Below are 19,914 nucleotides of genomic sequence, written 5' to 3'. Positions count from 1 at the left end.
CCTAAGTTATTGAATAATAAATGAAAATTAATCGGAATAAGAATGTTTGTGTTCCGCGTCTTGACGCTAACTAATTGAATTGCGGGCATAAAAAAACCGGACACTAAGTCCGGTTCTTCAAAACACGCTATTTAAGCGTGTGTAAATTCTGCTGAGTAGGGGAGTGCTGACTGAGCGGTTTGCAGCTGCGTCAGGGTTTCCCGTACCACTTGCTTGGCGAGGCAAGCACATTTACCGCACTGGCTGGCAACGCCGGTGGTTTCACGTACTTCCTTGTAGCTGCAGCAACCTTCGTAGATTGCTTCGCGGATTTGTCCGTCGGTGACGCCAGTGCAGAGGCAGACATACATAAGGGAGAACCATCGCGGGTTAAGGCTTAAGTGCGATGGATCTTAATGTTAACGAGAATGATTGTCAAAGTAGATTCGTAGGGTATTGCCCGGCACTGCCCGTGCGCTGACGAACGGTTTTTTCAGTGTATGATGGTCGGTCTTCACGAAGCGTGACCGCGTCACAGGGCTGTCGCTTATTCGCGTCAGACTGGGCCGGTCCTTTTACTTCAATCGTCACCCCTGCATCAGGAGATAACCAATGAGCGTACTCGTCGGCAAACAAGCCCCGGATTTCGACGTACCTGCCGTCCTCGGCAATGGCGAAATCGTAGACAGCTTCAAACTGTCTGAAGCCATCAAAGGCAAATACGGCCTGGTGTTCTTCTACCCGCTGGACTTCACCTTCGTCTGCCCGTCGGAGCTGATCGCTCTGGACCACCGCATGGACGATTTCAAGGCGCGCAACGTTGAAGTGGTAGCCGTTTCCATCGACTCCCATTTCACTCACAACGCCTGGCGCAACACCGCCATCAATGATGGCGGCATCGGCAAAGTCAAATACACCATGGCTGCCGACATGAAACACGACATCGCCAAGGCCTACGACGTTGAGTCCGAAGGCGGCGTGGCTTTCCGTGGCGCGTTCCTGATCGACGACAAGGGCGTTGTGCGCTCGCAGATCATCAACGACCTGCCGCTGGGCCGTAACATGGAAGAGCTGATCCGTCTGGTCGACGCGCTGCAATTCCACGAAGAGCACGGCGAAGTTTGCCCTGCCAACTGGAAAAAAGGCGACAAAGGCATGACCGCTTCCACCGAAGGTGTTGCGGCTTACCTGACCGAGAACGCTGGCAAGCTGTAAGCCACGTTCGAAGCAAAAAAAACCGGCCTGAGAAGGCCGGTTTTTTTGTGCGCGGGAAATGACCTTGTGGCGACTGGTGTTCAGCGGCTGGCGGGTCGTGGTGGCAAATGGCTTGTTGTGGCGAGTGAGTAGGTTGTGGTGAGTGAGTAGGTTGTGGCGAGCGGGTTTGCCCCGCGTTGGGCTGCGAAGCAGCCCCAATTAGACCGCCACGATTTACCTGGCAGACCGCGTTGTTTGGTTCTGGGGCCACTGCGCGGCCCAACGCGGGGCAAGCCCGCTCACCACAACGAGCCCGTTCGCCACAACAGCGCTCGGGCAGGCCTCAGTCGTTGAAGTCTTCCCAGCCGCCCATCTGCTTCCAGCGGTTGACGATGCCGCAGAACAACTCGGCCGTCTTCTCGGTGTCGTAGCGAGCCGAGTGGGCCTCACGCCCGTCAAAGTCGATACCGGCCGCCTGACAGGCTTTCGCCAGCACGGTCTGGCCATACGCCAGGCCCGCGAGGGTAGCAGTGTCGAAGCTGGAGAACGGGTGAAACGGGTTGCGCTTCATGTCCAACCGCGTCACGGCGGCATTCAGGAAGCCCAGGTCGAAGCTGCTGTTGTGGCCGACCAGGATCGCGCGTTTGCAACCATTGGCCTTCAACGCCTTGCGCACACCACGGAAGATATCGGTCAGCGCCGCTTCTTCACTCACCGCCATGCGCAGCGGGTGGTCGAGCTTGATGCCGGTGAATTCCAAAGCGGCTGCTTCAATGTTCGCGCCCTCGAACGGCTCGACACGAAAGAAGTGGGTGTGCTCGGGAAACACAAAACCCTGCTCGTCCATGCCGATGGTGGTCGCGGCAATTTCCAGCAAGGCGTCGGTGGCGCAGTTGAAGCCACCGGTTTCTACATCGATGACCACCGGCAGATAGCCGCGAAACCGCTCGGCCATCGGGTGACGGGAACCGCCGCCACTGTGCTCGTGTTCGTCATCGTAATGGTCTTCACTCACTTGCTTTCCTCCAGCAGGCGCCAGCGCAGTGTTTCACCGGCGCGCAGCGGGATAACAGTCAGCTCGCCAAACGGCAGGCTGGCAGGGGCGGTCCATTCTTCACGAACCAGGGTAATGCGGTCGGTGTTCGCCGGCAGGCCGTAGAAACGCGGGCCGTTGAGGCTGGCGAAGCCTTCGAGCTTGTCCAGGGCATTGCGCTGTTCAAACGCTTCGGCGTACAGCTCGATCGCCGCATAAGCGGTGTAGCAGCCGGCACAGCCACACGCGGCTTCCTTGGCGTGTTGAGCGTGCGGCGCGGAGTCGGTGCCGAGGAAGAACTTCGGGCTGCCGCTGGTGGCGGCGTCCAGCAAGGCCACTTGGTGAGTGTTGCGCTTGAGGATCGGCAGGCAATAGAAGTGCGGCCGAATCCCGCCCACCAACATGTGGTTGCGGTTGTAGAGCAGGTGATGCGCGGTGATGGTCGCACCGACATTGGCCGAAGCCTCGGTCACAAACTGCACGGCGTCGGCCGTGGTGATGTGTTCGAACACTACCTTAAGCGTCGGGAACAGCTCGACCACGCGGCGCATATGCTCGTCGATGAAGACCTTCTCGCGATCGAACACATCGACATCGCCACGCGTGACTTCACCGTGAATCAGCAGCGGCATACCGACTTCAGCCATGGCTTCGATGGCCGGCAGGATCTTGTCGATACTGGTCACGCCGGAATCGGAGTTGGTGGTCGCACCCGCCGGGTACAGCTTGGCGGCGTGCACGAAGCCGGTGGCCTTGGCCTGGCGAATCTCGTCAGGCTGGGTGCGGTCAGTGAGGTAAAGCACCATCAGCGGTTCGAAGCGGCTGCCGGCCGGCCGTGCAGCGAGGATGCGCTGGCGATAGGCGTCGGCTTCAGCGGCATTACGCACCGGAGGAACGAGGTTAGGCATGATGATGGCGCGGCCAAATGTGCGCGCTACATCGGCCACGGTTTGGGGTAACGCAGCACCATCGCGAAGATGAATATGCCAGTCGTCGGGACGCAGCAGGGTCAGGCGGTCGGACATTGGGGATTCCAGGCGGGTCAATCTGGTGGGAATGCTACCGGAAAAGACTCTTGCAGGCACTCGCTATCAAGTTTTGCAGGACGCTACCGATATCCCTGGGTATGCCTTAACGACGTATGACGCTTTGAAGTGTTGTAGAAACCAGTGGAGCCTCCCGTGCGCCAGCATTATCTAGCCCTGCTCAGTGTGTTCGCCAGCCTGCCTGCGATGGCCCTCACGTTCCAGACACGTCTGGAGAATATTGAGTGGAAGGTGGAAGGCGACCAGTTCGAATGCCGCTTGACCCAGCCGATCACCGATTTCGGCTCGGGTGAGTTCGTGCGCCGGGCCGGCGAGCAGGCGACGTTTCGCCTGAAAGCCTACAACGGCGCGCTGGGTGCGGGCTCGGCGACCTTGTTGGCCGCCGCTGCGCCCTGGCAGCCGGGCCGCGGGGACATCAACCTTGGCGCCGTGCGTGCCGGCAGTGGCGAGGTGTTGTTCAACAGCTCCCAAGCTCAGGCCGGGCGGCTGTTCACCGGTTTGCTGGAAGGACGTAGCCCGACCGTGCGGCATTACGGGCGCGAAGGCGGCTACTCGGAAATCCGTCTGTTGCCGGTCAAGTTCAACAAGGCCTACAACGAATACCAATTGTGCACCACCAAGCTGTTGCCGATGAATTACGACCAGGTCAAACAGACCGAAGTCGGCTTTCCCGGCGGCGGCATTGAACTGGACGCGGCCGCGAAGAAGAAGCTGGACGTGATTGTGGCGTTCATGAAAGCCGATCCTACCGTCAACCATGTCGAGTTGAACGGCCATTCGGACAACAGCGGAAATCGCCTGACCAACCGTGATGTTTCGCGCCGCCGGGCGTTGGCGGTCACGGACTACTTAAAGGCCAATGGCATCCCGGAATCGCAGATTTCCATGCGGTTTTACGGCGAGAGCTACCCACTGGCGCCCAACACCAATGCCGCCAACCGGGCGCGCAATCGCCGCGTGAATATCCAGCTGGAACGCGTGGCAGCCCCCGAGAAACCGGCGCCGCAGGCCACTGCACCGAGCAACCCGGCACACACGTCTTAAGGTGCGACCCTCGGTCGCCCGCTCGACATAATCTGTCGCTTTATCTTCATTTGCTGTCGCGCCTCTGTAAATTCACGGTTTTGGTCGGTAGAATCGACGCCTTTCCGTACAACCCCGTGGAGTGATGGCATGGCCGACGTAAACAAGGTCGTTCTCGCGTATTCCGGCGGCCTGGACACTTCGGTGATCCTCAAGTGGCTGCAGGATACTTATAACTGTGAAGTGGTGACCTTCACCGCTGACCTGGGTCAGGGCGAAGAGGTCGAACCTGCACGTGCCAAGGCGCAAGCCATGGGCGTGAAAGAGATCTACATTGACGACCTGCGCGAAGAATTCGTCCGCGATTTCGTCTTCCCGATGTTTCGCGCCAACACCGTCTACGAAGGCGAGTACCTGCTGGGTACTTCCATCGCACGTCCGCTGATTGCCAAACGCCTGATCGAAATTGCCAATGAAACCGGCGCCGACGCCATTTCCCATGGCGCGACCGGCAAGGGCAACGATCAGGTGCGCTTCGAACTGGGCGCCTACGCGCTCAAACCAGGCGTGAAAGTGATTGCTCCGTGGCGTGAGTGGGACCTTTTGTCCCGTGAAAAGCTGATGGATTACGCTGAAAAGCACGCAATCCCGATCGAGCGTCACGGCAAGAAGAAGTCCCCGTACTCGATGGACGCCAACCTGCTGCACATCTCCTATGAAGGCGGCGTGCTGGAAGACACCTGGACCGAGCACGAAGAAGACATGTGGAAATGGACCGTCTCCCCGGAGAACGCTCCTGACAAGCCACAATACCTGGAACTGACCTACCGCAACGGCGACATCGTCGCGCTGGACGGCGTCGAAATGACCCCGGCCACCGTGCTGGCGACCCTGAACCGTATCGGTGGCGAACACGGTATCGGCCGTCTCGACATCGTCGAGAACCGTTACGTGGGCATGAAGTCCCGTGGTTGCTACGAAACCCCAGGCGGCACCATCATGCTGCGCGCTCACCGCGCCATCGAGTCCATCACTCTGGACCGTGAAGTGGCTCACCTCAAAGACGAGCTGATGCCCAAATACGCCAGCCTGATCTATACCGGCTACTGGTGGAGCCCTGAGCGTCTGATGCTGCAACAGATGATCGACGCCTCCCAGGCCCACGTGAACGGCGTTGTGCGCCTGAAGCTGTACAAGGGCAACGTGATCGTCACCGGCCGCAAGTCCGATGAATCGCTGTTCGACGCCAACATTGCTACCTTCGAAGAAGACGGCGGCGCCTACAACCAGGCGGATGCTGCAGGCTTCATCAAGTTGAACGCACTGCGCATGCGCATTGCTGCCAACAAGGGTCGCAAGCTGTTCTGAGTGATCTGCGTTGTTAGAAATGGCCCCTGTTAAGGGGCCATTTTTTTTGCCTGCCGATTAAGTCGCGGGGGTTGAACCGAACACAATGTTTAAAAACTCAGGGGGATGTTTAAGTTTTTGTCGGTCAGGAAAGTTGATGGGTTTATTTTTCAGTTCGAATTCATGTTTTGCGTTGTTGAATGAATTTTTAACACCTGACTAGGAACTATGTCTTACAGAAAATTCACTACACAAGTAAGAAAGGTATGTAAGACATGGAAAGTTCTGTAGGAAGCAGGGGTGTAAATGAATATGTTCAAAGGAACTAATGCAGGCGGTTTTTTTGCGTCTGCTCATTCGCTTGTGGGTGATGAGCAATGGGTATTTCCTGAAAGTCCTGTGCGGCACGTTTACCCTGAACCCCTTGTGCGGCGGTTATTTCACTCAAAACATGTCAGCCCCCGGAAAGGTCTGAAAGGCGCCATAAAGCCCAAACTGTCCGAGTTAATGTTTTTTTGTAGGTTAATTCCTATATCGCTGTGGGGTGGGTCTCTGCTTGCTGTTGCTTGGGGGGTAATGCTATGCCAACTAGGAAACGACTACGCTATTGTGCTTGCTCTAAATAATTCGAACAGCGAAATTGGACTTTCTCATGAATAAAGTGCTGATCGTGGATGATCATCCCGTCATTCGTCTTGCTGTGCGCATGCTAATGGAGCGTCATGGTTATGAAGTCGTTGCCGAGACTGATAACGGCGTCGATGCGTTGCAACTTGCACGGGAACATGTACCGGACATTGTCATACTGGATATCGGGATTCCCAAACTCGATGGGCTGGAAGTTATTTGCCGCCTGGCGTCTGCCAAGCAGCCCGCGCCTTTCAAGGTGTTGGTGCTGACGTCCCAGGCTCCCGGGCATTTTTCGATGCGCTGCATGCAGGCGGGAGCGGCGGGCTACGTGTGCAAACAGCAGGATTTGACCGAATTGCTGAGCGCGATAAAGGCCGTGCTCTCCGGCTACAGCTATTTCCCCAACCAGGCGCTCAATTCCGTGCGTTCAACCATGGGCAACGCCAGCGAGGCGGACATGGTCGAGCGTTTGTCGGGGCGCGAAATGATGGTGCTGCAGCAGTTGGCCCGTGGCAAAACCAACAAGGAAATCGCCGACGGCATGTTCCTGAGCAACAAGACCGTCAGTACCTACAAGACTCGCCTGTTGCTCAAGCTCAATGCCCGGTCCCTTGTGGACCTGATCGAGCTGGCTCAACGCAACGGTCTGGTCTAGAGCGGGGCGCAGAAATAGTCGGCAAAAAAAGCCTCCATCAGGGAGGCTTCCGGTCGTAAACGGGCTGATCAGAGGTCGAAATCGTAATCGGCCAGTTGTTTTTGCAGGCGTCGCTCTTCCAGAAGGTTATCGATAGTGCGGCGTTTGCTCAAATTGGTCTTGGCCACCTCTGCAACAGGTGCGTCCCCATCGTCATCCGACTCTGCAACGAGGTCGTCTTCTACATCCAGTTGTTCTTTGCCAGTGCTCATAAGGTTCACTCCAGGCTAAGACTGCCATTGGCGCTCCTTATAACGATAATCCATGAACGGGTAAAAAAGATTTTTTCAATCGACTGATCGAGAAACCAATGATCGCTCAATCGTCGGACGTCTTGTCCTTGTATTCGCACAGGTCTTCGATCCGGCAGCTGCCGCAGCGAGGCTTGCGGGCCTGGCAAACGTAACGTCCATGAAGGATCAACCAATGGTGGGAATCGAGGAGATAGGGCTTGGGCACGAACTTCATCAGCTGTTTTTCCACCTCAACGACGTTTTTGCCGCGAGCGATGCCGGTTCGGTTGCTGACACGAAAAATATGCGTGTCCACTGCCATGGTCAGTTGCCGAAACGCAGTGTTGAGCACCACATTGGCCGTCTTGCGCCCCACACCCGGCAGCGCTTCAAGGGCTTCGCGAGTTTGGGGCACTTCGCTGCCATGCAGTTCGACGAGCAGGCGGCAGGTCTCGATGACATTCTTGGCCTTGCTGTTGTACAAACCGATGGTCTTGATGTACTCCGACAACCCGTCCACACCCAGTGCGTAAATAGCCTCTGGCGTATTGGCCACCGGGTATAGCTTGGCGGTGGCCTTGTTAACGCCAACGTCCGTGGATTGGGCCGACAGAATCACCGCAATCAGCAACTCGAATGGCGACGAGTAGGCCAGTTCGGTTTTGGGCTCCGGATTGTCTTCGTGAAACCTGCGGAAAATTTCCAGGCGTTTTGCGGCGTTCATGGGGCGGGTATTTCCTTGCAGGCTGTCGTCGTAGTTTCAAAAGTGCAGGCGTTGCAGGATAAACCATCGCCACTCTGCTCTGCAGCGACTGTCGCGGATCAATCGCCGGTGTGCGCGTCCACTTGGCGCTGCGCTTGCTCGAGCGTGTGTTGTGCGGCTTTGAGCTCATCCGCGGTGGTTTGCGGCTGGCGTAGCAACCTGCTGAAGTCGGCGCGCGCGTACGCCAAGGCGGTTTTCAGCTGGCGCAGCTGAGTGTCGATGGGGCGTTTTTCCACACGCTGCAACTCAGGTCTTGGCTGCTCACTGACAGCCTCGGCGTCATGCAGGGTTTGCTCTGCGGTGGCCAGCGCGGCACTCAAGGTTGCCAATTGCTGCTCGTCAGCATTGCGGTCCTGGGCCTTCTTCAATTCGGCGCGGCGCATCGCCAGCTGGATTTTCGCGCGCTTGAGTTCAGGGTCTTTGGCGGTCGGCGGTGGAGGCGGACTGTTCGCCTCCAGTGCGCTGAGCGCCTGCTCTGCCGCTTCGAACTGCTGCTGCAGGACGATCAACTGCGACTGTTGCTCAAACGTCGGCGGATGACCGAACGCCTTCAAGGATTTGTGCAACTGGGCACGACTCATTGCCACGGTGATTTTGGCTTTCTTGACCGCTGCATCCTGGGCTGCCTGAGCACTGTCGGTGTGCACAGGCACACTGGGTGTCGGACGTTTGGCTCGCGCCAGGCGCTCGGCGAGTTTATGTGCATCTTCGCGTTGCAGCCGCGCGTTGCGTTGCTCATAGCGCCGCCGCGCCCGGTCGCGCTTGAGGGCACGCGCATGGCGCTGCTGATCATTGGCGGCCAGGCCGCCGACAATCGGCAGCACGCTCGTCGCTGGGCGCATCTCAATGCAATCGACAGGGCAGGGCGCCACACACAGGTCGCAACCGGTGCACTCATCAATGATCACGGTGTGCATCAACTTGGCGGCGCCGACAATCGCATCCACCGGGCAAGCCTGGATGCATTTGGTGCAGCCGATGCACTCGGCCTCGCGAATATAGGCGACCTGGGCGGGAGCCTCGCCTCGGCTGGTGTCCAGTTCCAGCACCGGCACGCGCAGCAACTGCGCAAGGCCCGCAATGGTTTCCTGCCCACCGGGCGGGCACTTGTTGATCGCCTCGCCCTGAGCAATGCCCTCGGCGTAAGGCTTGCAGCCCGGGTGCCCGCATTTGCCGCATTGGGTCTGCGGCAGCAGCGCGTCGATACGTTGGATCAGAGTCATGGGGTGATCATTGGCATGCCGGTTAGACAAGCAGGGCCTGTAGGGGTGAGCCCGGGCGGCTTTTCTATGGCGAGCCGGGCTGTTGTGGCGAGCGGGCTTGCCCCGCGTTGGGCTGCGAAGCGGCCCCACCAAGGCCACCGGGTTTCCAAAGGTAGAACCGGGTGTTTGGTTCAGGGGCCGCTACGCGCCCCAACGCGGGGCAAGCCCGCTCGCCACAACAAGGCTGCTTGCCACATCGTTTTACTTGATCCGTTGACCCGGTTTGGCACCGCTGTCAGGGCTCAACAGGTAGATCTCTTCACCGCCAGGGCCCGCCGCCATCACCATGCCTTCGGAAATACCGAACTTCATTTTCCGTGGCTTGAGGTTGGCAATCATCATGGTCAGACGACCATCGAGCTTGGAGGGGTCCGGGTAAGCGCTCTTGATTCCGGAGAATACGTTGCGTCGCTCATCACCGATGTCCAGCGTCAGGCGCAACAGCTTGTCGGCACCTTCCACGGCTTCGGCCTTGATGATCAGCGCAACGCGCAGGTCAACGGCGGCAAAAGCGTCGAAGTCGATTTCCGGGGAGAGCGGGTCTTTGGCCAACTCGCCGTTGCCGGCCGGTGCCGATTCGCCGGTGTCGGTCTGGCTGGCGACCAGGTCTTCTTTCGAAGCATCGGTCATCGCCTGCACCTTGACGGGATCGATACGGGTCATCAGCGGCTTGAACTCGTTCAATTGATGGTTGCTGAGCAAGGTAGCGTGGTCATTCCAGGTCAGCGGCGCGACGTTGAGGAACGCCTCGGCGTCAGCGGCCAGCAATGGCAACACCGGCTTGAGGAAGATCACCAGCTGGCGGAACAGGTTGACGCCCGTGGCGCAGATCGCCTGGACTTCAGCTTGCTTGCCTTCCTGCTTGTTCAGCGACCACGGCGCCTTGTCGGCGATCCACGCGTTGGCACGGTCGGCCAGGCCCATGATTTCGCGCATGGCGCGGGCGAAGTCGCGCGCTTCATAGGCGTCGGCAATGCTTGGCGCGGCGGCCAGGAAGGCCTCGGTCAGTTCCGGTGCGGCGTTCTCGGCCACCAACAAACCGCCATTACCCTTGTGGATAAACCCGGCGCAACGGCTGGCGATGTTGACGACTTTGCCCACCAGGTCCGAGTTGACCTTCTGTACGAAATCTTCCAGGTTCAGGTCGAGGTCGTCGACGCCACGGCCCAGCTTGGAGGCGTAGTAGTAGCGCAGGTATTCCGGCGACAAGTGGTCCAGGTAGGTGCGCGCCTTGATAAAGGTGCCACGGGACTTGGACATTTTCTGGCCGTTGACCGTCAGGTAGCCGTGCACGGCGATGCCGGTTGGCTTGCGGTAGCCCGACCCTTCAAGCATCGCCGGCCAGAACAGGGCGTGGAAGTTGACGATGTCCTTGCCGATGAAGTGGTACAGCTCGGCGGTGGAATCCTTGGCCCAGAACGCATCGAAGTCCAGCTCCGGCGTGCGGTCGCACAGGTTCTTGAAGCTGGCCATGTAACCGATCGGCGCGTCCAGCCACACATAGAAGTACTTGCCTGGCTCGTCCGGGATCTCGAAACCGAAGTACGGCGCATCGCGGGAGATGTCCCACTGCTGCAGGCCGGCATCCAGCCATTCGGCGATCTTGTTGGCCACGGCGTCTTGCAGGGTGCCGCTGCGCGTCCAGGTTTGCAGCATCTGCTGGAAGTCCGGGAGCTTGAAGAAGAAGTGCTGGGAATCCTTGAGCACCGGAATGGCGCCAGAGATGGCCGAGCGCGGGTTCTTCAGGTCAGTCGGTGCATAAGTGGCACCGCACTTTTCGCAGTTGTCGCCGTACTGGTCTTCAGTGCCGCATTTCGGGCAGGTGCCCTTGATGAAGCGGTCGGCCAGGAACATTTTCTTTTCCGGGTCGAAATATTGCGTGATCGAACGCGTGGCAATGTGCCCGGCGTCGCGCAAGCGCGTGTAGATCAGGCTCGACAGCTCGCGGTTTTCATCGGAGTGGGTCGAGTGGAAATTGTCGAAATCAACCAGGAACTCGGCAAAGTCGGCGCTGTGTTCAGCCTGCACATTGGCGATCAGTTGTTCCGGGGTGATCCCTTCCTTTTCGGCGCGCAACATGATGGCCGATCCGTGGGCGTCGTCTGCGCAGACATAAATGCATTGATTGCCGCGATGCTTCTGGAAGCGCACCCACATATCGGTCTGGATGTACTCAAGCATATGGCCAAGATGGATAGAACCATTGGCATAGGGCAGGGCGCTGGTGACGAGGATCTTGCGTGGCTCGGACATGGGGCTCGGCTACTTGATGAAACGGAGGTCGGCCACTATAAAGCGCCGGGAAATATATTTCACCCCGTGGCGCTGTTTCTGAATCCTCCCGGGGCGCGAAAGCATGCCGCTTGGCGGCTGGAACGGTTAGGATAGCCGCCTGTTTCAGTCAGTCTTTTTTCGGGAGTAGCCCATGAGCGCCGTCAATCGCGCAGCGGTGGAAGCCGTTCTTCGCCAATACACCGACCCCTATTTGAACCAGGACCCGGTCAGCGCCGGCTGTGTACGTGCCATCGACGTCCAGGGCGATCAGGTCTCGGTCCAGATGGAGCTGGGTTATGCCGCCGGCCTGTTCAAGAGCGGTTGGGCGCAGATGCTGCAAATGGCCATCGAGGGTCTCGACGGTGTGCGTTCGGCCAAGGTCGACATCCAGTGCGTGATCGCCGCGCACAAGGCCCAGGCGCAGATCCCGGGTTTGGCCAACGTCAAGAACGTGGTCGCCGTGGCATCCGGCAAGGGCGGCGTGGGCAAATCCACCACGGCCGCCAACCTTGCACTGGCGCTGGCCCGCGAAGGGGCCCGCGTTGGCATTCTCGACGCCGACATTTATGGCCCAAGCCAAGGCGTGATGTTTGGTATCGCCGAAGGCACTCGTCCCAAGGTCAAGGATCAGAAGTGGTTCGTGCCGATTGAATCGATGGGCGTCGAGGTCATGTCCATGGCCTTCCTCACCGATGACAACACGCCGATGGTGTGGCGCGGGCCGATGGTGTCCGGCGCCTTGCTGCAATTGGTCACTCAGACCGCCTGGGGCGACCTGGATTACCTGGTGATCGACATGCCGCCAGGCACCGGCGACATTCAGCTGACCCTGGCGCAGAAAGTCCCGGTGGCCGGCTCGGTGATCGTGACCACGCCCCAGGATCTGGCGCTGCTTGATGCGAGAAAAGGCGTCGAGATGTTCCGCAAGGTCAACATCCCGGTGCTGGGCGTCGTGGAAAACATGGCGGTGCACATCTGCTCCAATTGCGGGCATGCCGAGCACCTGTTCGGCGAAGGCGGCGGGGAGAAGCTGGCCACGCAATACGGCGTTGAAGTGCTGGCTTCATTGCCGCTGGCGATGGAGATTCGTGAACAGGCTGATGGCGGCAAGCCTACCGTGGCGGCTGAGCCCGATGGGCAGATTGCTATGATCTATCAGGAGTTGGCCCGTCATGTAGGCGCGCGCATCGTCCTGCAGGAAGCGGCTGCGCCGGCAATGCCGACGATTACGGTCAGCGACGACTGATCAGCCTGAAGGAAAAGAAGCCTCGACAGCGTCGGGGCTTTTTCTTGTCCGCAGGAAGGTCAACCGGGCGCTGTTGCGCTTTTACGCATTGGCGCGTGTAAGCATTCACTTACTTTTTCGTAAGTGTTTGGGTTTTTTACCGGACGTGGACATCTCGAAATGGCGAGAGACTTTTCTATCTTATTGAAATATAACAATTATTTATTGTTGTTTTAGCAATGAAGCACTTCAGCCCAGCCGTTGGATCCCGTTGAACTTCCCTTGGAACTCTCTAAGATCAGCCCTGTGTCCACGGATTGACACAGCCATCAAGGAACGATGGTTGAAGGAACGTCGCAGGATGCGATTCATCAGGATGATGAAAAAGGAATACAGGGACTAGGGAAAAAATGTGGGCGGGTCATACCGCCCCTTTTTTTTGCCTGCAGAAAAGTGAAACCTGCACTGCAGAAACGCAAAAAGGCCCGCAAGGGGCCTTTTTATTGGGCGGTGGCGCTTTAGCGCTCGAGGTCTGCAATCTTGCCTTTTTTGCCATCCCACTCCGCTGCATCCGGCATCGGATCCTTGCGTTCGGTGATATTGGGCCAGATTTCCGCCAATTCGACGTTCAACTGAATGAATTCCTGCATCTCTGCCGGGACTTCGTCCTCGGAGAAAATAGCGACGGCCGGGCATTCTGGTTCACACAGGGCGCAGTCGATGCACTCATCCGGATGGATAACCAGGAAGTTCGGGCCTTCGTAGAAGCAGTCCACCGGACACACTTCGACGCAGTCGGTGTACTTGCACTTGATGCAGTTGTCGGTAACGACGAAGGTCATTTCTAATTCTCTCCTCAGGCGGCGGCAGCGAAACCCCTTGTGGTGGGGCTCGCGAGGTTCGGGAGCGATAGTCTGCAGGCCAGGCTAAAAGCCCGCAGCATCCCAAACCGCGCGAGATTCTATCAGCTTGCAAGCGTCTGCGTTAGACCCGTGTCTTTAGTGCATAGAGCATTTCCAGCGCTTTGCGCGGCGTCATGTCGTCCAGGTCCAGCTTGGCCAACTCATCCAGGACAGGGTGAGGCAGGCTGGCGAACATGTCGCTCTGGTGCGGCGCAGCGGGTTTGCTGCTGGCTTTTTTCGGGCTTGCCACCACGGTTTCATGGGGCAAGGCCGTGGTTTCCAGGCGGCTGAGGTGCTCGCGAGCGCGGGTGATCACATCGCCCGGTACACCGGCCAATTGCGCCACGGCCAGGCCGTAACTCTGGCTCGCCGGCCCTGGCAGCACGTGGTGCAGAAACACGATACGTTCGTTGTGCTCAGTGGCATTGAGATGCACGTTGGCCACCAGCGGCTCGCTTTCCGGCAGCACGGTCAGCTCGAAATAGTGCGTGGCGAACAGGGTATAGGCGCGCAAATGCGCCAATCGCTCAGCCGCCGCCCAGGCCAGCGACAGCCCGTCGAAGGTGCTGGTGCCGCGGCCGACTTCGTCCATCAGCACCAAACTGCGCTCGGTCGCGTTGTGGAGGATGTTGGCGGTTTCGCTCATTTCCACCATAAAGGTCGAACGGCCACCGGCCAGGTCATCGCTGGAACCGATCCGCGTGAAAATGCGGTCGACCAGCGACAGCTCGCAACTGGCTGCCGGTACAAAACTGCCGATATGCGCCAGCAGCACGATCAACGCGGTCTGGCGCATGTAGGTGGATTTACCGCCCATGTTCGGACCGGTGATCACCAGCATGCGGGTGTCGTCATCCAGCGACAGGTCGTTGGCGACGAACGGCGTGGTCAACACCTGCTCCACCACCGGGTGACGACCCTGCACAATGCGCATGCACGGCTCGCTGACAAACCGCGGGCAGTTCAAATCAAGGTTCAGCGCGCGCTCGGCCAGGTTGCTCAACACATCCAGTTCCGCCAGGGCCGAGGCGGTGTCCTGCAGCGGCGCCAGACGGCTGATCAAGTCTTCGAGCAGCGCTTCATAGAGCATTTTCTCGCGCGCCAGGGCGCGGCTCTTGGCCGACAGCGCCTTGTCTTCAAACGCTTTCAGCTCCGGCGTAATGAAACGCTCGGCACCTTTGAGCGTTTGGCGACGCTGATAGTCGATCGGCGCCGACTCGGCCTGCTTGCTCGGCAACTCAATAAAGTAGCCGTGCACGCGGTTGTAACCGACCTTCAAGTTGGCCAGGCCAGTGCGGGCCTTTTCGCGGGCTTCCAGATCAATCAGGAACTGCCCGGCGTTTTCGCTCAGCGACTGCAGCTCATCCAACTCGGTGTCGTAACCGGTTTTCAGCACGCCGCCGTCACGGATGATGGCCGGCGGGTTGTCGATAATGGCTTTTTCCAGCAGCGCCGCGAGGTCCGGGTATGTGCCGGCGGTCACGGCCAGTTGTTGCAAGTGCGCAGTGTCCAGATCGGTCATCGCCACTTGCAGCTGCGGCAGGGCGCTCAAGGCATCGCGCAGACGCGCCAAGTCACGCGGCCGCGCATTACGCAGGCCAATCCGCGCCAGGATGCGCTCGATATCGCCGATTTCCTTCAGCTGCGGCTGCAGCTTTTCAAAACGATAGCCATCCAGCAGGCAGGTAATAGAGGTTTGGCGCGCTTGCAGCACGCTCAGGTCGCGCAGCGGGCGGTTCAGCCAGCGGGTCAGCAAGCGGCTGCCCATGGCGGTCTGGCAACGGTCCACCACCGATTGCAGCGTGTTATCGCGGCCACCGGCCAGGTTGGTGTCCAGCTCCAGGTTGCGCCGGCTGGCGCCATCGAGCACCACGGTGTCGTCCAGGCGCTCGTGACGCAGGCTGCGCAAATGCGGCAGGGCGGTGCGCTGGGTTTCCTTGGCATAACCGAGCAGGCAACCGGCGGCGCCGATGGCCAGGGTCAGGGTTTCGCAGCCGAAGCCTTTGAGGTCTTGCACCGAGAACTGTTGGCACAGACTTTTCAGCGCCGAATCACGCTCAAAATCCCACGGCGCACGACGCTTGGTCCCACGACGCTTTTCTGCCGGCAAGTCCTTGGGCCAATCATCCGGAATCAACAACTCCACCGGGTTGATGCGCTCAAGCTCCGCCAGCAGATTCTCCCAGCCCTTGATCTCCAGCACGCTGAAATTGCCGCTGGTGATGTCCAGCACCGACAGGCCGAACAAACGCTCATCGCCCAACACCGCCGCGATCAGGTTGTCACGACGCTCGTCCAGCAACGCCTCATCACTCACCGTGCCCGGCGTAATAATGCGCACCACCTGACGTTCCACCGGCCCTTTGCTGGTCGCCGGGTCGCCGATCTGCTCACAGATCACCACCGACTCGCCCAGCTTCACCAGCTTGACCAAGTAGCCTTCCAACGAATGGTAAGGAATCCCACACATCGGAATCGACTGCCCCGCCGACTGCCCGCGCGCGGTCAAGGTGATGTCCAGCAACTTGGCGGCCTTCTTCGCGTCTTCGTAGAAGATCTCGTAGAAGTCGCCCATGCGATAGAACATCAACTGATCAGGGTGCTGGTTTTTCAGACGCCAGTACTGCTGCATCATCGGGGTGTGGCTTGAAAGGTCTGTCATACGGGGCTTTCGGCTCTACCTGTCTATTTGACAATTCACATCTGTCTAATACTACAGGGATTTTTTAGGCATTGTAGGCGGCAGGCCCACGTTGATTTTGCGCAGGCGCAGATAACGTTGCGTCATCTTGGCGTCGGTATGGCCACCGAGCTTCTGTGCGTCGTTGCCCTGATCATCGGTATCGGAAAGCGACTTGGCGCGCAGATCGTGGAGGCTGGCATCCTCGACGCCGGCCTTCTTGCAGCTGATCGCAAATGCATCCTTGACCGAGCTGTAGTGCACCGGCTTTCCGCCGCGCGGCGAGCAGAACAGTGTGAGCCCACGGATCTTCCGTGGCAGCGCCTTCGCGCGGGCCACCAGATCCTCCAGGTCTGGCGTCATCTGCACCAGCAGCCTCGCGTTCGTCTTCTCCTGCTTGAAGGCGATGCCCTCGGGGCTTATGTCGGCCAGCCGGATCGCCAGAACGTCACCGATGCGCTGGCCTGTCAGGTAGCACATCTCGTAGATCACGCGCATGTTGTCGCTTGAGTTGGCGCAGATCGCCTGAAACTCGCCGTGGGTGATGTACCTGTCACGCTTGTGCTCCAGGTGCCTGCGGACTCCGATGCAGGGGTTCGAGTCGACTATCTGCTGCTCCAGTGCGTATGAAAACACCGCCCGCAGCACTGAGATTACCCGGTTAGACATATTCGGCGTGTCCGCCATATGCAGCTTGAGTGCGACGACGTGGCGCTGAAGCACCTCGCGCGGCTCGAAGTCGGCGAAGTTTTCCTTCAATCGCTCGGCCGCCGCCTCGTATTGCTTGAGCGTGTTCGGCTTCAGCGGCGGCTTTGTCCTGGTACGCATGTGATCGAGCGCGTCGTCGATCAGCTTGGGCATCCCGCCCATGCTGCGCTTGTCCAGTAGCATGGCGTACTCAGCGAGGGAAGCTTGAAACTCTGTGCCGAGGCGCACCCACTTGCCCTTGCGGACCAAGTAGTAGGCGCCGTGCTTCTGGTACATGCACGCCGGCAGGTGCCGGTCCTTCTTGCGCGGTCGCATCTATCTCACCTCAGCACAGCCGCAACTCCGGCCCCTTCCTTGATTGAATACCACCCAGCCGCCCGATGACAACTTGGCGCAGCACCTTCGGGTGCCCATCACCACCTACCGCGAACCCGTATCGTTCGGCGGTCAGCCACTTTATCTGTGCCCCTGGCTTTTTATATCCGGTCAGGTCGGCAACTTCCTCTGCTGTCAAAAACATACCTACCTCCCGCCGCCCTTGCTGGGCCGCGCTGTCTTGATCAATTTAATTTGGTGTCCTTGCCGCGCTGGGCGGCAGAAGGTTGGGTTATTCGGTGCGGAAGACTTCGGCGCGAACGGCGCGCCAGTCTTGTTTGGTGGTCACCGGCTCGCGACCGAACCAGCTCTCTGCCTCTTTCGCCAGGTCCTCGCGGCCCTGACTCCAGCCTCCGCCACGACGAAGCGCGCACACTCGCACCTGGTCGCCGAGCGATTGGCATCGACCGATCTTCGTTTCTGCGCAAATAAACATGCGTGCATACCTCGCCCGCCGCTCACCGGCAGGCATCTAGGGGGATGGAGTAATGGCGTTTTGCTGTGATTTCAACTGCTTCAGAAGTGATGTAAAAAAGGCTAAAACCACTTCGTGATGAGGCATGGACGTGTCACACAATATTGATGCCCCGATAGCGCATGCTTACCGGGGCCACGTGATGTTTCTCAAGTTCGACTGGCGACGCCCGAACGACAACGCCCCGGTCGCGGCCAAGATCATCGAGCCCGCTCCAATCAACGGCTTGGGCCAAGTTGCTGCTGAACTGGAAGGGCCATGGCCTGATTATCCAGCGGCACTGGACGAAGCTATGGCCGCTGCTGAACGCTGGATCGACAGCCAACTGCCCTAAGTTGGCTCACCGGCAGGCATGTAGGGGGATTGGGGTTAGGAGTGCTTCATGAACGTGATCCAGTGCGTTTTCTCGCGCTTCCCGGACTTGTGGCCAAACAGCGGCTGCTCGTCGGTGAGGGCGAGAATCTCGCTGACTCGGATCTGGGTTTCATTCCATTTGAAGATCAGGAACTGGCCAGGCCGCAGCACCCGGAAACACTCCGCGAAGCCTTTGCGCAGGTCGTCGCGCCAGTCGTCGGTCAGGATTCCGTACTTGAGCCGCAGCCAGCTTTCACGGCCGGCGCGCACCAGGTGCGGTGGATCGAACACCACCATGTTGAAGCTTGCGTCGGGGAAGGGCAGGTGCCGGAAGTCCATGATCACGTCCGGCTCGACCTTCAGCACCCGTCCATCGCACAGCACATGCTCTTCATCGCGGATGTCGCCGAACAGGGCGCGCTGGTCGCCCTTGTCGAACCACATCATGCGGCTGGCGCTGCAGGGGTCGAGGACTTGCGCATTCATGGCCTCGGCCCCTTGTAGATGAAGACGTAGGCGAACCGGAGGGTGGCGATCATGGCTGCTGTTCCTTTTCGAAGTGGAACACCACCGGCGCGCCGGTCTCGGCGACCAGTCCATAGGACTTGGCCAGGCGGTAGATTGGGTGGTAGCTGTTGAGGGAGTTGATGTGCCCGGCGATCCAGGCCCGCCAGCCCTCCAGCGTCTGCCGGCCCTTGCTGATGTTGCAGGGCGCACAGGCCGGCATCATGTTGTCGAGGTTGTGATTCTCGGCCTGCTCGGCCACGCGCTTATCACTGACCCTAATCACTGGCTCTCGGTGATCGGCGTGCCACCGATCATCCAGCAGCACACCGCAATAGGCGCAGTGACCGCCGTACTTCAGGCGCACTTGCTCGCGCTCAGCTTTCTTCAGGCGCATAGGTATCCTTGCCGCTATAGCGGCTGACTTTGAAGGGGGAGGGGTTACAGGTTTTGCGGGTGGAGTACGGATGTACTCTTATCTGGATTTGACGTTCAGGCGCTCTGCGAGCTGGCGGATCTGGATACCAGTAATTCCGGGGAATTCGGGGATGTCGTGAATGGCTTGCACGATAAGAGCAATCGTAGCTACCAGCGCGGGCTGCTCGGCGTAGAGCCCAATTTTGCGAACAAGGCCTGGCGGCGTTGGTAAGTGCGACCACTGCAGCGCAGCTAGGCCGCTCCCTTCTGGCCCGTGACAGATCCACGCCACCGGCTCGCCCTGGGGCTGGGCGGCTACCTTTGCCATAGCTTGAACCACTCCAAGCAAATAAACCGCGTCAACTTCTTCGGTGTAACCAAGGCATAGCCTATCGCCTTCATGTCGCGTGCATTCAGCCTCGTCCGTGAGGTCTGCCGAGCTACCAAGCCAGCCGCATTTAGTGCACCGCGCCGGGTAGTAAAGCCCGACAATTCTGGCCTCGCCGATGTAGCGCGGCACGCCGTCAATCGTTTGGTTGGTGGTCATGGCTTCACTCCGTTCATGCGGTCTTCGATCATCTTCCAAACGACTTCGTATTCAGGCCAGTCGCTTTCGATCACCAGACATTCACGCTTCGGAAGATGGTCAAGCAAAACCAGCATTGGGTTAACTAGCGCACCTCGATACGAAGTTGGCACCTTTTCCAAGTCAGAACGCTTGATCACGATGTAGCGGTTTTCACGCTTGAACTCACTCATAAATCACCTCAGCAAATAAGTTGTGCCAGTGCCAGCA

General features: G+C 59.0%; 23 protein-coding genes. 7 read left to right on the top strand and 16 right to left on the bottom strand.

Translation table 11 applies throughout. The features are described from left to right. Positions 1-131: 131 nt before the first annotated feature. Positions 132-350: a bacterioferritin-associated ferredoxin gene (locus AC19YS_RS19405; protein WP_078047118.1), complete on the bottom strand. Its 219-nt coding sequence runs from the start codon at positions 348-350 to the stop codon at positions 132-134. Positions 351-591: 241 nt separating this feature from the next. On the opposite strand from AC19YS_RS19405, the gene AC19YS_RS19400 reads away from it, so the two are divergent. Next, positions 592-1,194, top strand: coding sequence for a peroxiredoxin (locus tag AC19YS_RS19400; RefSeq protein WP_057724790.1), 603 nt, complete (start codon positions 592-594; stop codon positions 1,192-1,194). 322 nt (positions 1,195-1,516) lie between these two features. On the opposite strand, the gene rnt is transcribed toward AC19YS_RS19400, so the two are convergent. Continuing rightward, positions 1,517-2,188 carry a ribonuclease T gene (gene rnt, locus AC19YS_RS19395; RefSeq protein ID WP_017137041.1) on the bottom strand — a complete coding sequence of 224 codons (672 nt, stop codon included), beginning with the start codon at positions 2,186-2,188 and terminating at the stop codon, positions 1,517-1,519. Continuing rightward, positions 2,185-3,231 carry a dihydroorotase gene (pyrC, locus tag AC19YS_RS19390; RefSeq protein WP_500602439.1) on the bottom strand — a complete coding sequence of 349 codons (1,047 nt, stop codon included), beginning with the start codon at positions 3,229-3,231 and terminating at the stop codon, positions 2,185-2,187. Before pyrC ends, rnt begins: the two co-directional genes overlap by 4 nt. Positions 3,232-3,387: 156 nt before the next feature. Here pyrC and AC19YS_RS19385 point away from each other — a divergent pair, with 156 nt between their 5' ends. From AC19YS_RS19385 to AC19YS_RS19370, 4 genes are all read left to right on the top strand, one after another. Beyond that, positions 3,388-4,296: a flagellar protein MotY gene (locus AC19YS_RS19385; protein WP_500602438.1), complete on the top strand. Its 909-nt coding sequence runs from the start codon at positions 3,388-3,390 to the stop codon at positions 4,294-4,296. A 129-nt stretch (positions 4,297-4,425) separates the two neighbouring features. Next, positions 4,426-5,643: an argininosuccinate synthase gene (locus AC19YS_RS19380; RefSeq protein WP_017738284.1), complete on the top strand. Its 1,218-nt coding sequence runs from the start codon at positions 4,426-4,428 to the stop codon at positions 5,641-5,643. A 285-nt stretch (positions 5,644-5,928) separates the two neighbouring features. Beyond that, entirely contained in the window at positions 5,929-6,282 is a 354-nt protein-coding gene (locus AC19YS_RS19375; protein ID WP_500602437.1) for a hypothetical protein, read from the top strand. Then, positions 6,275-6,907: a response regulator transcription factor gene (locus AC19YS_RS19370; protein ID WP_106577265.1), complete on the top strand. Its 633-nt coding sequence runs from the start codon at positions 6,275-6,277 to the stop codon at positions 6,905-6,907. The genes AC19YS_RS19375 and AC19YS_RS19370 overlap by 8 nt, the downstream gene beginning before the upstream one ends. Before the next feature lie 68 nt (positions 6,908-6,975). Here the strand turns inward: AC19YS_RS19370 and AC19YS_RS19365 are convergent, their stop codons facing one another. The 4 genes from AC19YS_RS19365 to metG all read right to left on the bottom strand — a co-directional run bounded on the left by AC19YS_RS19365 (position 6,976) and on the right by metG (position 11,457). After that, the gene (locus tag AC19YS_RS19365) at positions 6,976-7,158 is read right to left on the bottom strand and encodes a PA3496 family putative envelope integrity protein (protein WP_106577264.1); all 183 of its coding nucleotides are present in this window, start codon (positions 7,156-7,158) and stop codon (positions 6,976-6,978) included. Between the two features lie 106 nt (positions 7,159-7,264). Further along, a complete protein-coding gene (gene nth, locus AC19YS_RS19360) occupies positions 7,265-7,903 on the bottom strand; it encodes an endonuclease III (protein WP_106577263.1) in 639 nt (212 codons plus the stop codon). A 98-nt stretch (positions 7,904-8,001) separates the two neighbouring features. After that, positions 8,002-9,165 (bottom strand): electron transport complex subunit RsxB, encoded by a 1,164-nt coding sequence (gene rsxB, locus AC19YS_RS19355; protein ID WP_500602436.1) that lies wholly within the window; start codon positions 9,163-9,165, stop codon positions 8,002-8,004. A gap of 240 nt (positions 9,166-9,405) precedes the next feature. Then, positions 9,406-11,457: a methionine--tRNA ligase gene (gene metG / locus AC19YS_RS19350; protein ID WP_179678125.1), complete on the bottom strand. Its 2,052-nt coding sequence runs from the start codon at positions 11,455-11,457 to the stop codon at positions 9,406-9,408. A gap of 172 nt (positions 11,458-11,629) precedes the next feature. On the opposite strand from metG, the gene apbC reads away from it, so the two are divergent. Next, a complete protein-coding gene (gene apbC / locus AC19YS_RS19345; protein ID WP_145161584.1) occupies positions 11,630-12,724 on the top strand; it encodes an iron-sulfur cluster carrier protein ApbC in 1,095 nt (364 codons plus the stop codon). A gap of 497 nt (positions 12,725-13,221) precedes the next feature. Here the strand turns inward: apbC and fdxA are convergent, their stop codons facing one another. The 5 genes from fdxA to AC19YS_RS19320 all read right to left on the bottom strand — a co-directional run bounded on the left by fdxA (position 13,222) and on the right by AC19YS_RS19320 (position 17,804). Further along, entirely contained in the window at positions 13,222-13,545 is a 324-nt protein-coding gene (gene fdxA, locus AC19YS_RS19340; RefSeq protein WP_003208688.1) for a ferredoxin FdxA, read from the bottom strand. A gap of 142 nt (positions 13,546-13,687) precedes the next feature. Then, the gene (gene mutS, locus AC19YS_RS19335; RefSeq protein ID WP_500602435.1) at positions 13,688-16,267 is read right to left on the bottom strand and encodes a DNA mismatch repair protein MutS; all 2,580 of its coding nucleotides are present in this window, start codon (positions 16,265-16,267) and stop codon (positions 13,688-13,690) included. Between the two features lie 51 nt (positions 16,268-16,318). Further along, a complete protein-coding gene (locus tag AC19YS_RS19330; RefSeq protein WP_500602434.1) occupies positions 16,319-17,308 on the bottom strand; it encodes a tyrosine-type recombinase/integrase in 990 nt (329 codons plus the stop codon). Between the two features lie 10 nt (positions 17,309-17,318). Further along, positions 17,319-17,513, bottom strand: coding sequence for a DUF4224 domain-containing protein (locus tag AC19YS_RS19325; protein ID WP_005785292.1), 195 nt, complete (start codon positions 17,511-17,513; stop codon positions 17,319-17,321). An 87-nt stretch (positions 17,514-17,600) separates the two neighbouring features. Beyond that, on the bottom strand, positions 17,601-17,804 hold the full coding sequence (locus AC19YS_RS19320; RefSeq protein WP_500602433.1) for a hypothetical protein: 204 nt from the start codon (positions 17,802-17,804) through the stop codon (positions 17,601-17,603). Positions 17,805-17,928: 124 nt separating this feature from the next. Between AC19YS_RS19320 and AC19YS_RS19315 the strand changes: the two genes are divergently transcribed. Beyond that, the gene (locus AC19YS_RS19315; protein ID WP_218911094.1) at positions 17,929-18,177 is read left to right on the top strand and encodes a hypothetical protein; all 249 of its coding nucleotides are present in this window, start codon (positions 17,929-17,931) and stop codon (positions 18,175-18,177) included. Between the two features lie 35 nt (positions 18,178-18,212). Here AC19YS_RS19315 and AC19YS_RS19310 read toward each other — a convergent pair whose 3' ends face one another. From AC19YS_RS19310 to AC19YS_RS19295, 4 genes are all read right to left on the bottom strand, one after another. Then, positions 18,213-18,683, bottom strand: a complete 471-nt coding sequence (locus tag AC19YS_RS19310; protein ID WP_498248974.1) for a class I SAM-dependent methyltransferase — start codon at positions 18,681-18,683, stop codon at positions 18,213-18,215. A gap of 49 nt (positions 18,684-18,732) precedes the next feature. Next, the gene (locus tag AC19YS_RS19305; RefSeq protein WP_500602432.1) at positions 18,733-19,098 is read right to left on the bottom strand and encodes an HNH endonuclease; all 366 of its coding nucleotides are present in this window, start codon (positions 19,096-19,098) and stop codon (positions 18,733-18,735) included. Positions 19,099-19,176: 78 nt separating this feature from the next. After that, entirely contained in the window at positions 19,177-19,665 is a 489-nt protein-coding gene (locus tag AC19YS_RS19300) for a hypothetical protein (protein WP_200625359.1), read from the bottom strand. Next, positions 19,662-19,877, bottom strand: coding sequence for a hypothetical protein (locus AC19YS_RS19295; protein WP_500602431.1), 216 nt, complete (start codon positions 19,875-19,877; stop codon positions 19,662-19,664). Before AC19YS_RS19295 ends, AC19YS_RS19300 begins: the two co-directional genes overlap by 4 nt. Positions 19,878-19,914 lie beyond the last annotated feature (37 nt).

It is taken from the genome of Pseudomonas sp. MF08831 (genome assembly GCF_059862645.1).
The sequence above is the reverse complement of the archived record's forward strand: the minus strand, read 5'-3'. Positions and strand labels throughout refer to the sequence as shown.